Origin of the sequence: Weizmannia sp. FSL K6-0777 (genome assembly GCF_038593185.1) — a bacterium.
GTDB lineage: Bacteria > Bacillota > Bacilli > Bacillales > Bacillaceae_C > Weizmannia > Weizmannia faecalis.
The window spans coordinates 425,420-441,658 of the sequence record NZ_CP151971.1; the positions used below are offsets into that span (position 1 = coordinate 425,420).

Genomic DNA, 16,239 nt, shown 5'->3' on the forward strand with positions numbered 1-16,239 from the left:
AATGTTCCCTGGCAAAATACGGAAACCGAAACAATAAGCCTCATGTAAAAAACTCCCCAAAGCCTGGTGAATATATAAAATGAACCTAAATTTTTCGCGTTAAAATCAATTACGATGGCTACACATACAGAAGTAGGAATGTTTAGTTCAACTTATACAGCAGCCGAAAGCAGAAAACGTGATTCTTAACTTAACGAAAAACGGGTGCGGGAACACGCTGGGTCCGGGAAAGAAGCTGGTTTTAAACCTGGATGGTTCCCTGCAAAGTGCCTATCATAAAATTGACAAATATCAAGTTTTAACCTTTTTGACAAACCCATCCTCATGCCCGAAAATGGCTGTAAGAAGAGTGAACTTTATGCAAACAAAAGCGGTCGTTTTTATTGACGCCGTTTAAGAGAGGGATACAAATGTCAGTGACATCATACGTCGATCAATATGGATATATTGTGCTGCTTTTGGCACTTTTGCTCGAAATGATTGCAGTTCCGCTTCCAGGCGAAGTGCTGATGAGCTATGCCGGTTATATGGTGCACCAGGGGCAGCTCAACTGGATCTTGAGCATTCTCATTGCCGCCACCGGTACATCTGTCGGCATGACAACGGCCTATTTTATCGGGCAGCGGCTCGGCGGCCCGTTTTTACATAAATACGGCCATTTTATCCATCTCGGCCCGTCCCAGCTTGAAAAAACATCGCGCTGGTTTAATAAATATGGGAATAAATTGCTTATCGTCGCGTATTTTATACCAGGTGTCCGCCACATCACCGGCTATTTTTCCGGAATTACGAAACTGCCATTCCGGTCATTTGCCACTTTTGCCTATTCCGGCGCTTTGATTTGGACAAGCACGTTTATTTCCCTCGGGAAGCTGCTTGGCTCGCAGTGGGAGCAGTTCCACGAAGCGGTAAAAAAATATCTCGTCATAGGCGGTATTGTAAGCGCCGGCTTAATCATCGCGTATTATGTGTTCCGCTATTTCCATAAGCAGATTTTCTGGGCGATGATGGCGGTGCTCCGGCGCGTTTTCATGATTTTCCGCAGCCGGGTGCGCGCCGAGTTTGTGATCATCGGCACCACGCTGGTGACATTGTTTTTGATTGTGTTAATGATCACAATGATTCAAAACCTTTTCAGCGAAGATTTCAGCGACTTTAACGAGGTGACCTCTTTAATCGTATCGCTTTTGTTCAAACACCATTGGGCAGGCGTCATGAAAGGGATGCTGGCGCTCAGCTCGCGGCAGGCGCTCATTCTCGTCATGGTGTTGACGGTTCTTTGGATCATTTGGAAAGGCAAAGATCGCACGCACGAATTTTTGATTATGCTGCTTGTCACAATCGGCGGGGAACTGTATCAAAATGTGCTGCATGAAGTGTTCCACCGGATGTCGGAAACGGAAATTCCGACGTTTTCCCACTTTGTCTTCTCATTTCCGAGCGACCAGGCGATGATGATTCTGATCATTTACGGCTATTTTACATATCTCGTTGTCCGGCACGCTGAGATGTTTTGGGTCCATACGTTTATGGATGTACTTCTTTTAGCTGTTCTGTTGTTCGCAGCTGTCAGCCATATTTATTTCGGCCTTGAAATCCCGAGTAACATTGCGGGCGGTTATGTATTCGGCGGCGTCTGGCTTGGCTTAAATATTTTATTGCTGGAAATTTTCCGTATGATATGATGGATAAGAAAGCAAATGTTGGAGGGGAAACATGTTCTCAGACTTTGTCACACAAATTTTAACAGCACTCGCTGATCTGGGTTACTTCGGTGTTGCGATCGGGCTTGCGATTGAGATTATCCCGAGCGAGATTGTCCTTGCCTATGCCGGCTATTTAATTTCCCGGGGAGAGATCAATTATTTCGGCGCCATTGCAGCGGGCACACTTGGCATTTTGATTGCCCAACTGATTTTATACTGGATCGGTGCATACGGTGGGCGCCCGTTCTTGCTAAAGTACGGTAAATATTTGCTGATTCACGAAAGGCATCTCGATGTCGCGGAAGAATGGTTCAACAAGTACGGCGCCGGTGTTATTTTTACGGGCCGATTCATCCCGGTCATCCGCCAGGCCATTTCGATCCCGGCCGGCATTGCCAAAATGTCGTATTTCAAGTTCATTTTTTTCACGCTGCTTGCGACCATTCCGTGGGCAGTGCTGTTTATCTTTCTCGGTGAACGTCTCGCATCAAACTGGGCACAAATTGATGACGTTGCGGCTCCTTATGTCAAGCCGGTTACCATTATCGCGATCATCATCATTGTGCTTTATATCGCTTACTCCATGTACCGCAAGAAAAAAAGAGCCTGACCCTCTATTTAGGGGGCCGGGCTTTTTCCATAGATGAGGGAAGAATGGAAACAGTGCGGTTCGGATCCCAAGAGCGGCTAACTCCCACTAAATCAAAGATACAGAGGGGATTAGCTGCTATAATTGTTCAAAATCCTTAACCAAAAAAACCGCCTGCACAAAGCAGACGGCGAAAAAGGGGGTTAACATGGATGAAAAAGCAAGCCTAGTTTGCATCTTGCCTGATTACAAGAAAAAGGATAACGCAGGAAGCTTAAAACAATCTTAACAGGCCGAAATTTTGAAAAAGAGGCATGTTTATCTGCTATGGCCGAAAAAAACCGCCTGCACAAAGCAGACGGCCAAAAAAGGGGGTTAACATGGATGAAAAAGCAAGCCGGATTTTCATCTTGCCTGATTACAAGAAAAAGGATAACGCAGGAAGCTTAAAACAATCTTAACAGGCCGAAATTTTGAAAAAGAGGCATGTTTATCTGCTATGGCCGAAAAAAACCGCCTGCACAAGGGCGGCCTAAAAAAGGGGGCATATAAAAAAGTAGGTTGTAAGCTCTCTTGCAAAGAAAAGGATACCTGCCGAAACTTAAAAAATGCTTAAAACCTCCGCGTCTCTGGCCATAAAAAAACGCCTGCACAAAGCAGACGAACCAGCAAAAGCTCTTACCTGATGACAAACATCAATATACCGCTGGAAAATAAAAAACGCCTTAACTTTGCATGAAAGTTATGTGAAATTCCCCACAAATTATGATCTCGACAAAAATAACAAAATTTCATCAAAATTTTCGTGACAAATTGCCGCTTTTAGATAATAATAATGAAGACAGACTACTAAAACGAGGGATTCTATGGAGTCAAGAGTAGCGAAAAAAAAGAAAAAACGGTCAAGAGTCCGCTGGCGCAGAGTGTTCCTTATGCTCTTTTTACTGCTCATCGTCGCCGGCGCGGGTTACACAGCCTATCAATACTACGCTGGCGTTCATCAGACAGACCCGAATGATGTCTTAAATATGGACAATCTGGAATTTAACGGTAAAAAGGATGCAAATGGCCGCACCAATATTCTCCTTCTCGGAATTGATCGGCGCGGGCAAGAAGATTCAAGAACCGATACCATCATGATTGCCCAATATGACCCGAAGAATAACCAGGTGAAGCTCATTTCGATTATGCGTGACATTTATGCCGAAATTCCGGGGTATAGAAACTATAAAATTAACACAGCCTACTATCTTGGCAATCTGAAGAATCAAAAAAAGGGTGTTGAATTGCTGCGTCAAACACTCAAAACCAATTTTGACATTGATGTGCAATATTATGCACTTGTCGATTTCCAAGGTTTTGTTAAAATTGTCGATACCCTGGCGCCTCAAGGCATTGAAATGAACGTGGAACATAAAATGTCGGAAAACATCGGCTTGACGCTTTATCCTGGAAAACAGCTGATGCATGGGAAACAATTGCTCGCCTACGCACGGTTCAGACATGATGCGCAAGGCGACTTTGGCCGGGTTGCTCGCCAGCAAAAAGTGCTTAAAGCGCTCCAATCTGAAGTCTTCAGCGTGAACGGCATCGCCAAAGCACCGAAACTGCTCGGAACCATCCAGCCGTATGTTGCCACCAATATGAGCAAAATGAACATTCTTGCGCTCGCCAAAGACGCCGTCGGAGGCAACCTCAAGGTAAAAACAATGACCGTACCGGTTGCCGGCACCTATACCAATGTCAGCTATCCGGGCGTCGGCGCCGCACTCGAAGTGGACAAAGAAAAAAATATAGAAGCCATCAAACAGTTTTTGGATGAATAACAGGGGCCGGTTCCGGCTCTTTTTTTTGTTGCAGACAGAAAGCCGTACCGGGAGCAAATTGTCCTTTTGGAGGGTTCAAAAAGACAAAAGAAAGCCGGACTAGGAGCAAATTGTCTTTTTGAAGGGTTCAAAAAGACAAAAGAAAACCGTACCAGGAGCCAATTGTCCTTTTGGAAGGCTCAAAAAGACAAAAGAAAGCCGGACCAGGAGCAAATTGTCCTTTTGGAGAGCTCAAAAAGACAAAAGAGAGCTGGACCAGGAGCAAATTGTCCTTTTGGAGAGCTCAAAAAGACAAAAGAGAGTCGGATCAGGGGCGAATTGTCCTTTTGGAGGGCTCAAAAAGACAAAAGAAAGCCGGACCAAGAGCAAATTGTCTTTTTGAAGGGTTCAAAAAGACAAAAGAGAGCCGTACCAAGAGAAAATTGTCCTTTTGGAGAGCTCAAAAAGACAAAAGAGAGCCGTACCGGGAGCAAATTGTCTTTTTGAAGGGTTCGTGACCACTGAAAAAAGCCATTTTTTTATGTAAAATTTGCTGTGTAGTGTAAGAAATTTTCTGTAAATGGTACTCTTTACCATAGAAATTAGTAAAAATGACAAATGTTTGGCTATAATTCGCCTTTTTAGAGGATAGTATGGCGGCTATCCTCTTTAAATTTACTGCCAAGGCTGTTAGCTTGGCTTGTAAGCCCATGCTTTTTAGACCGTACCATTTGGCACGATCTAACCCGTGGAAATTCTTCATTTCGCCATTTTTCCCTTCTTGGCATGCTCTTTTTTTATACTTCTCTTTAAATCCCTCCGATTTCTGTTGTTGACTATACTCATAAAATTCTGGGGTGTTGATTCCGACCCCTAATACTTTTCCGACTGTTTTTCCGGTTATGCAAACTTCTCGCATTGGGCAATTTCTACATTGTTCTCTGTCAAAATAGTAATTATACGTTTCTTTTCCACATTTTCTTATATAGTGTTTCTTTTTGATTGTTTTGTTTCCTTGACTACAGAACCACTCGTCAGAATCTTTGTTATAACTGAATCTTTCTTCGTCTATGCGATATGCAGCTTCACTTACAGGGATGTATGCCTTTGCTTTAAGTTCAGAGATTTTGTCTAAGATTGGCTTTTTAAAATAGGCTTTATCACCATATACTTCTGGTATTTTTATTCTCGTTTTCTTGGTTAACTCTAATAATTCATCAAACTTCGTTCCATCCACATAAGCTCCATTACCAGTATGAACAGCTGTAATCATTCGATCTTCTGTTGTCATCATAAATTCCGTTTTATAACCAAAGAAAGGATCATTTTTGCTTTTATACCCTATTCTCGCTTCTTGGTCGACAATCGATCGTACCCCTTTTTGCTCCATAAACTTCGGGTCTGCTAAAATTTCTTTCGCATTATTAACGAGTGCTTTTGTTTCAGGTGCTTTCTCCAGTTCAACTAGTTCTTCTACCTTTGATACCGTTTCTTCAAGATAGGACTTCATTGTTTTTCTAGCTTCATCATGGTTTTCTATTTCTTTATAATCAGGGATTTCTTGGTTGATTTCACTTGGTATTTCTCCGTTTTCTTCTTTAACGGTTTTAAAGATTTTTTTCGCTAATTGTTTCATGACTCGTTCCGGTCTATATTTTTTGGTGTTGGCTTCTGTATGAGTGGAATCAATCGTTATACCAGAAACCTTTTGTAAAATTCCTTTTTCAATGCATTGGTTTATGATTTCAATAATAATTTCATCTATAGTGAGATTGCCTTCTAATCTACTTTTACGAAATTTTGCCAAAAGACTTGGGTGAGGGAGGTCGTCTTCCGGATTGATTCCTAAAAAATACATATATGCAAGGTTTAATGAGCAATTTTCTATAACTTTCTCATCAGATAAGTCATAGAGTTTTTGTAACACCAAGATTTTAACCATAAGTTCGGGCTCTTTTGCTGGCCTTCCATATTCTTTACAGTAAGTTTTTTCAAGCATTTTATTGATAAAACTAAAATCCACTTCATCTCTTAATAATTTAAGTGTATGATTTTCAGGAATTTTATCGTATAATATGGAATAGATGCTTAATTGATTATCTTTTTCTTTAAGCATGATAGATACCCCCAGTTTGGTTTTGGTTTGTAGTATAACTTTATTATACCAAATACTGGGGGTATTTTTTTCAATTTATTGTACATATAATTATTTTGAATTTTCAGATTGACTTTTTCAGTGGTCCCGAAGGGTTCAAAAAGACAAAAGAGAGCCGTACCGGGAGCAAATTGTCCTTTTGGAGGGCTCAAAAAGACAAAAGAGAGTCGGATCAGGGGCGAATTGTCCTTTTGGAGGGCTCAAAAAGACAAAAGAGAGTCGGATCAGGGGCGAATTGTCCTTTTGGAGAGCTCAAAAAGACAAAAGAGAGCCGGACCAAGAGCAAATTGTCTTTTTGAAGGGCCCAAAAAGACAAAAGAAAGCCGGACCAGGAGCAAATTGTCTTTTTGGAGAGTTCAAAAAGACAAAAGAGAGCTGGACCAAGAGCAAATTGTCCTTTTGGAGGGTTCAAAAAGACAAAAGAAAGCCGTACCGGGAGCAAATTGTCCTTTTGGAGGGCTCAAAAAGGCAAAAGAAAGCCAATTAGACAAAAGGGACGAAACCGCATCCAATATGAATTTCAATTTCCCCCTTGTCATGTCACCCGGCAAAGTGTAAAGTATAAATAAGTCAAAATTTTAAGTACGTTCAATCGAATAGCCTTATCAAGAGAGGCGGAGGGACTTGGCCCGATGAAACCTCAGCAACCAGCCCATACGGCACGGTGCTAAATCCAACAGGTATACCTGAAAAGATAAGGAGAATGTTGTCATCTTGCCTCCTTTTCTGGGAGGCTTTTTTCATATCATTCAAAGGGAGTGTAAAAATTTGAACCTTCTCGAAACGTTAAAAAACCGCATCCTTGTTGCAGACGGGGCAATGGGGACACTGCTATATGCATACGGCGCCGACACATGTTATGAGTCATTCAACCTGACCCATCCGGAAGACATCCACGCGATCCACCGCGCCTATATCGAAGCAGGCGCATCGGTCATCCAGACAAACACGTACAGCGCCAACTATATCAAGCTGGCACAGTATGGCCTGGAAGAAAAAGTAAAAGATATCAACAAAGCGGCTGTCCAGATCGCAAAAGAAGCGGCAAACCGTGACACATTTATACTCGGCACGGTCGGCGGCATCCGCGGCCAGCGCAAAACCGAAGCAACACTTGCCGAAATCAAGCGCACGTTCCGCGAGCAGATTTTTCACCTCCTGGACGAAGGAGTTGATGCCCTGCTTTTGGAAACGTATTTTGACGCGGAAGAACTGTATACGGTCGTTGACATTGCGAAAAAAGAAGCGGATGTCCCGGTCATCGCCCAGTTCTCGCTTATCGAACCGGGCGTGCTCCAAAACGGAACCCCGGTCCGCGACGCGTTCAAGGAACTTGAAAACCGCGGCGCCGATGTGACCGGCCTGAACTGCCGGCTCGGCCCGCACCACATGATCCAGGCGTTCGAAGAAATCCCGATACCGAAGCGTGCCTTTTTGTCCGCATACCCGAATGCGAGTCTTTTAGATTACGAGGAAGGCCGGTTCACGTTCACAAATAACGCCGATTATTTTAAAACATGCGCCGAAAAACTGGTCGAACAGGGTGTGCGCCTGATCGGCGGCTGCTGCGGCACGACCCCAGCTCACATCAAAGCAATCGCAGACGGGGTGCAGGGGCTTTTGCCTGTCACAGAAAAAACGGTCCGCCCACCGAAAATTGAAATCGCAGCCGCCCCGGCGCAGCACGAACCACCGTTGCATGAAATCGTAAAAAAGCGCCGCTCTGTCATTGTCGAATTGGATACGCCGAAAACTCTGAACACGACTCGCTTTTTTGAAGGGGCAAAAGCGCTGCACGACGCCGGCATCGATGCCTTGACAATGGCCGACAACTCGCTTGCAAGCCCGCGCATCAGCAACACAGCGATTGCTTCAATTTTAAAAGAGAAACATGGCATCCGGCCGCTTGTTCATATTACATGCCGTGATCGTAATTTGATCGGGCTGCAGTCGCACTTAATGGGCCTTGCTGCGCTCGGGATTGACCAGGTGCTTGCCATCACGGGGGATCCGACAAAAATCGGCGACTTCCCGGGAGCGACGAGCGTATACGATTTGTCATCCATGGAACTGATCGCAATGATCAAGCAATTCAATGATGGCATTTCCCATTCCGGCAAATCGCTTCACAGGAAAACGAATTTTTCCGTCGCGGCTGCATTTAACCCGAACGTCCGCAATCTTGATAAAACGGTCGGGAGGTTGGAGCGCAAAATCCGCCACGGTGCCGATTATTTTATCACCCAGCCTGTGTTCAGCACGGAAAAAATCGAGCAAATCCATGAAGCAACGAAGCATTTGGACGCGCCGATCTATCTTGGCATTATGCCGCTTACCAGCTACCGGAACGCGGTCTTTCTGCACAATGAAGTGCCGGGCATCAAACTGACGGATGAAATTTTGGCGGCGATGGAAAAAACAAATGGCGACCCTGCGAAAGCGCGTGAAGAAAGCCTTGCGATCAGCCGTACCCTGATCGACGCGGCCCTCGGCTATTTCAACGGCATTTACTTAATTACGCCGCTCGAACGCTACGAACTGACGGTGGAATGCACGCGCTATATCCACGAAAAAACAGCAGTGCAAGGCGCAGGCATTGTCTGAGACTGCAACGAAAAAAGTACAGGCGGATTCATTAAAGTGAAACTTTGATAGCACTGTCCAATTGCAAGATTAAGAAAAGAGCTCAAGAAGGCAAAACGAAACCTTGGCCGGCTTCAGCCCCGGCGAGATGCATGCACTTTAAACTCAATCAAAAGTGGCACCGGCGCCGCCAGCATCGGAACGCGACCCAGCCAGGTACCAAATGTTACCGTACGTCGCAATCTCAATATCAAACGTACAACCAAAGGGGGAATTTTTCATGGGGCAAACGTTATTTGAACAGCAGCTTGCAAACCGCATTCTCATCCTTGACGGGGCGATGGGGACGATGATCCAGCAGCAACACCTTACCGCGGCGGATTTTGGCGGCGAAGCATACGAAGGCTGCAATGAATACTTGAATCTCACAGCGCCCGATATCATCCGCTCGATCCATGAAGCATATCTCGAGGCGGGGGCCGATATCATCGAAACTAATACCTTTGGCGCAACGTCCATCGTTCTTAACGAGTACGGCCTCGGGCACCTTGCTGAAAAAATCAACATCGAAGCCGCGCGCATCGCCAAGCAGGCTGCCGAAAAATATTCCACACCCGGCCGGCTGCGGTTTGTCGCTGGTTCGATGGGTCCGACAACAAAGACGCTCTCCGTCACAGGCGGCACCACTTTTGACGCGCTCAAAACCGCTTACCAGGAACAGGCTTGCGGGCTCATAAAAGGCGGCGCCGACGTGCTTCTCCTCGAAACATCGCAGGACTTGCTGAACGTCAAAGCCGCTTTTCTTGGCATTACGGATGCATTCAACGAAACCGGAAAAAAACTGCCGCTTCTCATCTCCGGCACCATCGAACCGATGGGCACAACGCTTGCTGGTCAGAACATTGAAGCATTTTACATTTCCGTCGAGCATATGCAGCCGGCCGCAGTCGGGCTTAACTGCGCGACCGGCCCGGAGTTCATGGCCGACTCGATCCGCACACTCGCGGGGCTCGCCAAAACGGCAGTGAGCTGCTACCCGAACGCCGGGCTTCCCGACGAAGAAGGGCATTACCACGAAACACCGGAATCGCTCGCTGTCAAAATGAAAGGCTTCGCCGAAAAAGGCTGGCTCAACATCGCAGGCGGCTGCTGCGGCACAACACCTGCCCATATCAAAGCACTGAATGAAGCACTTGCCGGGCTCCCGCCGCGCCAGCCTGCAAAACAAGAACACCACGCCGTCTCCGGCATCGAACCATTTATTTACGATGACCCGTCCACCCGTCCGATTTTTGTCGGCGAACGCACAAACGTCATCGGCTCGCGCAAGTTCCGGCGCCTGATCGCGGAAGGCAAATGGGAAGAAGCAAGTGAAATTGCCCGCACACAGGTTAAAAATGGCGCACAGATCATCGACATCTGCCTCGCCGATCCGGACCGCGATGAAATCAGCGATATGGAAAATTTTATTTCGATCGCCGTGAAAAAAGTGAAAGTGCCGTTTATGATCGATTCCACAGACGAAAACGTAATCGAAAAAGCTTTTACATACTGCCAGGGAAAAAGCATTGTCAATTCCATTAACCTTGAAAACGGTACGGAACGGTTTGAAAAAGTCGTGCCGCTCCTCAAAAAATACGGGGGTGCCGTTGTCGTCGGCACGATCGATGAAGAGGGGATGGCTGTCACTGCCGAACGGAAACTTGAGATTGCGCGCCGCTCTTATGATCTGCTCGTCGATACGTACGGGCTCAACCCGCGTGATCTTATTTTTGACACGCTCGTGTTCCCGGCCGGCACCGGCGACAAGCAGTATTTTGGCGCAGCAAAAGAAACGGTCGAAGGCATCCGCTTCATCAAAGAAGCGATGCCGGAATGCCAGACAATCCTCGGCGTCAGCAATGTTTCATTCGGGCTGCCGCCAGCCGGGCGTGAAGTGCTAAACTCAGTGTTTCTCTACCATTGTACGAAAGCCGGGCTGGATTACGCCATCGTGAACACAGAAAAACTCGAACGCTTTGCGTCCATCCCGGAAGAAAACGTGAAAATGGCCGAAAAACTGTTGTTTGAAACGAGTGACGAAGCCCTCGCCGCGTTCACCGAATATTACCGCGGCAAGGTGCAGGAGAAAAAAGCGCCAAAGAGCACGATGACGCTTGCCGAACGGCTTGCGAATGATGTTGTCGAAGGGACGAAAGAAGGCCTCATCCCGGACCTGGAACAGGCTTTAAAAGAATACCCGGATCCGCTCGCCATTATCAACGGCCCGCTTATGGACGGGATGGCGGAAGTCGGCCGCCTGTTTAACGACAACCAGCTCATCGTCGCAGAAGTCTTGCAGAGTGCGGAAGTGATGAAAGCATCCGTCGCATTCCTTGAGCCTTTTATGGAAAAAAATGAAACAAGCACAAAAGGGAAAGTGCTGCTCGCAACCGTGAAAGGCGACGTCCATGATATCGGCAAAAATCTGGTCGACATCATTTTGTCAAATAATGGATATAAAGTGGTCGACCTTGGCATCAAAGTGGCGCCGGCTGATCTTATCCACGCCGTCCGTAAAGAGAAACCGGATGTAATCGGGCTATCCGGCCTCCTTGTCAAATCCGCCCAGCAAATGGTCGTCACTGCCCAGGATTTGCGGGAAGCGGGCATCCGCCAGCCGATATTGGTCGGCGGCGCAGCCCTGTCGCGGAAATTCACGGTAAATAAAATCGCTCCGCAATATGAAGGGCTTGTGCTGTATGCAAAAGACGCAATGGAGGGCCTCACGCTTGCGAACAAATTGCAGGATGAATCGGAACGAAGCTCGCTCGAAACGGAACTTGCCAATCAGCGCAGCGGCGGGACAAGGGTGGCGGCCGTGAATGCCGGCGGAGCACCGGTTGCGACTTTACCGCGCCGTTCTTCGGTATCCCCGGATGCGCTCGTTTACCAGCCGGCGGATTTGAAGCGGCATGTGCTGCGCAATTATCCGCTTGCCCATATCGAGCCCTACGTGAACATGCAAATGCTCCTCGGCCACCATTTAGGATTGAAAGGCCGCGTCGAAAAGCTGCTTGCGGAGGGAGACGAACGCGCCCTCAAGTTGAAACAGCAGGTGGATGAACTGCGCGAATGGGTGATGAAAGAAAAATTGCTTCAGCTCTCCGCTGTATACCAGTTTTTCCCTGCCCAGTCGGATGGGAATACTTTGATTGTTTATGAACCAGCTGGAGAGCCTGGTACATTAGATCCGAAATCTTTATCCGTCCTAGAGCGATTCACGTTCCCACGCCAGGCAAAGCCGCCGTATTTGTGCCTTGCCGATTATGTCCGGAGCGTGGACAGCGGGGTCGTAGATTATGTCTGCATGTTCGCGGTCGTCGCCGGCAAAAACATCCGCCATCATGCACGCTATTTGAAAGAAGCGGGCGAATATTTCAAAAGTCATGCTCTCCAGGCGCTTGCCCTCGAAACGGCAGAAGGTTTCGCCGAGCGACTGCATGAACTGTTGCGCAGCCAATGGGGCTTCCCGGACCCGGCTGATTTCACAATGCAGCAGCGCTTTGCCGCCAAATACCAGGGCCAGCGCTACTCTTTTGGCTACCCGGCCTGCCCGAACCTCGAAGATCAGGCCAAACTGTTTAAATTGTTGCAACCGCAAAAAATCGGCCTCCACTTGACCGAAGGCTACATGATGGAACCCGAAGCCGCCGTCACCGCGCTTGTATTCTCCCATCCTGAGGCAAGATATTTTGCGGTATAACTCCCGAAGCGGGCCCTGGCCCGCTTCGGTTTTTTAAACCATTTACGACTTTTTCAGAGTCCAGTGCCATGTTGCTTTTTACAAAAAACCAAATGATTCGACAAAATCTGCGCTAACCCGATTTTTCTGTTCCGCCCTCAATGTTCCACGGGAAACATTCCACTGAAAACTGTGCATGTTGAACAGGATTTTCTGAACAAATTCCACTTGCCAGCAAGCCCTTCTTCGATATGATAGAAGAATAGACGTACGAACATGCTTGACCCGCTTTCTTTCTATATAAAATAACGCCATGCTTTCACCTACCACGTTCCCTGTGGCATTGAACGTCTACGCTAAATCAACGCCGGCTGAATAAAACCTGTACATCTCAAATTCGGCCAGTGCTGTCATCATCCTTGCATAACTTAACATTCCCAATGGCTGCGAATATTGACGTTTTTGGTGGCATGACAAGATGACAAGATACGATTCATCTCGACAAAACCAGCAATATTTCCACGGAAATACCCATATAAAAAAGCCCGAATACCGAAATCCGGGCTTTACATCCATCTATCTAAAAATGTGCGGCGACTGCGGCTAATTTTCATTCTTCCACTCATGCCGTATCCTTTACGGCATGAGTGGAAAATCCGCATTGAGCCGTTTCGTTCTTTTCTGTTCTTAGCCAATGAAAGTCCAAAAGCTCCATTGCTTTCTAGCAACTTACCAAATGCAAATGGCTTACTTACGGGAGAGGCGGTCTTTTGCACTACCGACCGAGTCCTGGGCCTCGCCTTTCAATTTGTCCATTTTGCCTTCAGCTTGTTTTTCCGCATCGCCGGTGATTTCACCCCACGTATCTTTTGCTTCGCCTTTCAATTTGTTCCCTTTTCCTTTGAGCTTATCCTTCGTGGAGTCTTGATCCATTTTCATTCCTCCCATTCATATTGTTCATCTTTCCTATTCCCTGATCACAGGCCGATAAACGAAAAATGCAAAAGAAATAAATGGACAGGCTAGTTATCCGACCGGCGCAGATCATTTGCGCAAAATTTGACCTATCACGTCCAAAAGCAAAAAAATAAAGGGTCAAAACCAAATCAAATAGGGGCACCGCCACAACCAAAAATACACCTATTACAACAGGAGAAAGAGATAGAGTTCAATATAAAAAGATTGCAACAAGGCGATATCCATTTGCAAAAAGCAGGCAACAGAGCTGTGATATTTTGTGGAGCGTGGGTAATCGGTGGGGAAAGGGAGCGCATGCGCATCATCTCCGTCCAGCTTCAAAACTGGAATGAAGGAAACGCATGCGTACATAAGTTGGATGGTGTTGCAGAGTGGATGTGCGTTCGGCGTAACGCCCAATTTCAACGATTGCACGCCCGTTCTCAAAGCACCTGAAAACAGCCCCTAGATCATTTTCTTCCATGGTATGTATTTGCCGAGGCCATGGTAATAGCTGGCACAAATAATCGTACGGCTGAATTGTTTCTGAAATGTATGCACGGAGCAGTTCAGTTTCAGCTGCTGCTGATTGGAAAAAGTAACATAAAGGCCGTCCGCCGTGGCATCAAAGTCTATTATGTTTGCCAGGAAAATGAACTGGCAGTCATACGATCTCGGGGATTTTGTCGGTGTTGCAATCAAACCATCCCCCACCACAATCGGTGCCTTATTAAAGTTAAAAATTTGTTTTGTTCCCTTGAGAACGCCTTCAAAATCGCACATCCGGTAATGGATGCAAGCGTCCCGTAATAATTCAAGCTTGCTCTTCCGTGAGCGAAAAACGCCGTCCTGATCATAAATGACTGTTTGATATTCCGGATCAAATGCGGTATCCAGCGCCATCGTTTCTTTCCTGATTAGGTAGTCAATTTTTTCTGTCACAAAAAATACCCCCTCATGTTAATTTGTGCTTTCCCTCCCGCTTCACTTTCAGGGGCAGAATTGCCAGGGGTGCCATGTCTTGCTGCCATCAAAGTATCCTTCCCCAAAAGAAGAGGGATATCATTGATTTTTATAGTCCTATTATACTATAAATTTCTAAAAAATAAAGCATGAATTTACAATTTTGTTATTATTTTTAATCCATGTAAATCTTGGCCAAAATTTCACGTTTTCCCATAAAAAACATCAAATTTTTCCGCAGAAAACTGGATGTTTTGGTAACCAAAAGATGACGATCGCCGGTTCGCTCTCTTCCTTTGAACCTGTTATTTTACAATCAACCCGGGAATTCAAGGAAAGCGCGCTTTCCAAAAGGGGAAGCAAAGTGGAAAATTTTGAAGAAGTGCTCAGGCAATACCGGCCGATGATTTTTCATATGATCCGCAAACTCCGCATTTACAAAAACATCGATGAGTTCGAGCAGATCGGTATGATTGCGCTGTGGGAAGCGTATCAGAACAGGCAGGACGACAAAGGGTCATTCACGAGCTATGCGTACAACACGATCCGTGGGAAAATGCTGACCGAACTCACGAAAAGGCGGCGGGAGGAAAAAATGTTTGCATTTCCGAAAGAGGAATTTTGGAATGTGAAAGTGGACGAGTCGCTTCGTCCCCCGCTTGAGCTTGAAACCCTGCTGTCCTATTGCGACGGTCTTACGGAAAAAGAGAAAAAATGGGTAGTGGCTACTTTTTATGAACAATTGAAACAAGGTGAAATCGCATTTCGCGAAGGCAAGTCCGTCGAGGCGGTAAAAAAATGGCGGAGACAAGCCCTCGAGAAAATCAGAAAGAGTATGGAGCAAAAAGAGAGGAAGCACTGACTGCTTCCTCACTCTGCGATGAAAAACTTGCGCAAGTAGTCATACCATGCTTTTGTGCCCTTGTTGCTTGGGGCGGTTTGTTCGCCATTTTGAAAGGTGACATACGATTTGAATGCGTCACTGTCCGGGTCTGGCCAGTTTTTCCAATGATCCAGGTATGTGTAACCTTCTTTTTTTGCGTACGACGCAAGCTCTTTCACCTGTGCCGGATAATTCGCTGCCTTATAGAGCGGGTATGACGGCTGGATCATCAGCACTGCATCATCCCAGGCAGCAGCGGCCGTTTTGATATCCTCAAGCTGATTGTCCATCGCCACAGCCCCGTTGTTGATTAAAATAAACGGCTCAAACAAAATGAGATCCGGTTTGAAATTGGCGACGTCTTTATACTTGCCTTCCCGGATAAACTCATCGGAATTTAAATGATAGGCAAAAAGGGAAACCGACACATGGCTGCCGTACGCATCTTGCAATGCCTGCTTTAACTGCGGCCCCCAGCCGTTCGTATCCGCCCCCATCGCATCCGAACCGACAATCGCAATTTTGTAGGCATGCTCCTTAGAAAGCGCGGTTTTAAAATCCGACCGGGCTTTTTTCGGCCAGTTTTTCGTATAATCAGCCAGGGAAGAAGCCGGCTTGTCTGTTTTGTTTGCCTCACGCTTTTTCCCGGCAGCCGGCTCCGCCTTTGCCTTTTCCGCTTTCACTTCCCAAGAAGCCGGCTTGAAACGGCTTGGATCCGTTTTATACCCCCAGTACAGGTGCCCGGCTACAAATACGGCAATGGCGGCAATAACCGACAAAATCGCCGTAAACATTTTCATCTCTCATACCTCCGCTCATTCTCATATGCAACGCCCCTACGAACCTACAAAAATTATGACAAAAAAAGACAAAT

General features: G+C 46.5%; 10 protein-coding genes, 1 pseudogene and 1 riboswitch. Of the genes and pseudogenes, 7 read left to right on the forward strand and 4 right to left on the reverse strand.

Going from position 1 to position 16,239, the window contains the following annotated elements:
* Nucleotides 1-410: 410 nt before the first annotated feature.
* The 4 genes from NST70_RS02050 to NST70_RS02065 all read left to right on the forward strand — a co-directional run bounded on the left by NST70_RS02050 (nucleotide 411) and on the right by NST70_RS02065 (nucleotide 4,607).
* The gene (locus NST70_RS02050) at nucleotides 411-1,685 is read left to right on the forward strand and encodes a VTT domain-containing protein (RefSeq protein WP_046722012.1); all 1,275 of its coding nucleotides are present in this window, start codon (nucleotides 411-413) and stop codon (nucleotides 1,683-1,685) included.
* Nucleotides 1,686-1,716: 31 nt separating this feature from the next.
* A complete protein-coding gene (locus tag NST70_RS02055) occupies nucleotides 1,717-2,316 on the forward strand; it encodes a DedA family protein (protein WP_019720492.1) in 600 nt (199 codons plus the stop codon).
* Nucleotides 2,317-3,161: 845 nt separating this feature from the next.
* On the forward strand, nucleotides 3,162-4,121 hold the full coding sequence (locus NST70_RS02060) for an LCP family protein (RefSeq protein ID WP_342475599.1): 960 nt from the start codon (nucleotides 3,162-3,164) through the stop codon (nucleotides 4,119-4,121).
* 66 nt (nucleotides 4,122-4,187) lie between these two features.
* Nucleotides 4,188-4,607 (forward strand): hypothetical protein, encoded by a 420-nt coding sequence (locus NST70_RS02065; protein WP_342475600.1) that lies wholly within the window; start codon nucleotides 4,188-4,190, stop codon nucleotides 4,605-4,607.
* A 133-nt stretch (nucleotides 4,608-4,740) separates the two neighbouring features.
* Here the strand turns inward: NST70_RS02065 and NST70_RS02070 are convergent.
* A pseudogene (locus NST70_RS02070) lies at nucleotides 4,741-6,216 on the reverse strand (IS1182 family transposase); the annotation flags it as partial.
* Nucleotides 6,217-6,854: 638 nt separating this feature from the next.
* Nucleotides 6,855-6,956: riboswitch (SAM riboswitch) on the forward strand.
* A gap of 67 nt (nucleotides 6,957-7,023) precedes the next feature.
* Here NST70_RS02070 and NST70_RS02075 point away from each other — a divergent pair.
* Together NST70_RS02075 and metH are read left to right on the forward strand one after the other, a co-directional pair.
* Complete coding sequence (locus tag NST70_RS02075; protein ID WP_342475601.1) at nucleotides 7,024-8,859, forward strand: bifunctional homocysteine S-methyltransferase/methylenetetrahydrofolate reductase; 1,836 nt, start codon at nucleotides 7,024-7,026, stop codon at nucleotides 8,857-8,859.
* Nucleotides 8,860-9,118: 259 nt separating this feature from the next.
* Nucleotides 9,119-12,583, forward strand: coding sequence for a methionine synthase (metH, locus tag NST70_RS02080; RefSeq protein ID WP_342475602.1), 3,465 nt, complete (start codon nucleotides 9,119-9,121; stop codon nucleotides 12,581-12,583).
* Between the two features lie 726 nt (nucleotides 12,584-13,309).
* Here the strand turns inward: metH and NST70_RS02085 are convergent.
* Both NST70_RS02085 and NST70_RS02090 read right to left on the reverse strand, forming a co-directional pair.
* Nucleotides 13,310-13,495, reverse strand: a complete 186-nt coding sequence (locus tag NST70_RS02085; protein WP_017550938.1) for a CsbD family protein — start codon at nucleotides 13,493-13,495, stop codon at nucleotides 13,310-13,312.
* 489 nt (nucleotides 13,496-13,984) lie between these two features.
* A complete protein-coding gene (locus NST70_RS02090) occupies nucleotides 13,985-14,461 on the reverse strand; it encodes a competence protein ComK (RefSeq protein WP_014096247.1) in 477 nt (158 codons plus the stop codon).
* A 289-nt stretch (nucleotides 14,462-14,750) separates the two neighbouring features.
* Here NST70_RS02090 and NST70_RS02095 point away from each other — a divergent pair, with 289 nt between their 5' ends.
* Complete coding sequence (locus NST70_RS02095) at nucleotides 14,751-15,344, forward strand: sigma-70 family RNA polymerase sigma factor (RefSeq protein ID WP_276210883.1); 594 nt, start codon at nucleotides 14,751-14,753, stop codon at nucleotides 15,342-15,344.
* Between the two features lie 8 nt (nucleotides 15,345-15,352).
* Here the strand turns inward: NST70_RS02095 and NST70_RS02100 are convergent, their stop codons facing one another.
* The gene (locus tag NST70_RS02100; protein ID WP_342475605.1) at nucleotides 15,353-16,165 is read right to left on the reverse strand and encodes a hypothetical protein; all 813 of its coding nucleotides are present in this window, start codon (nucleotides 16,163-16,165) and stop codon (nucleotides 15,353-15,355) included.
* Nucleotides 16,166-16,239: the final 74 nt, after the last annotated feature.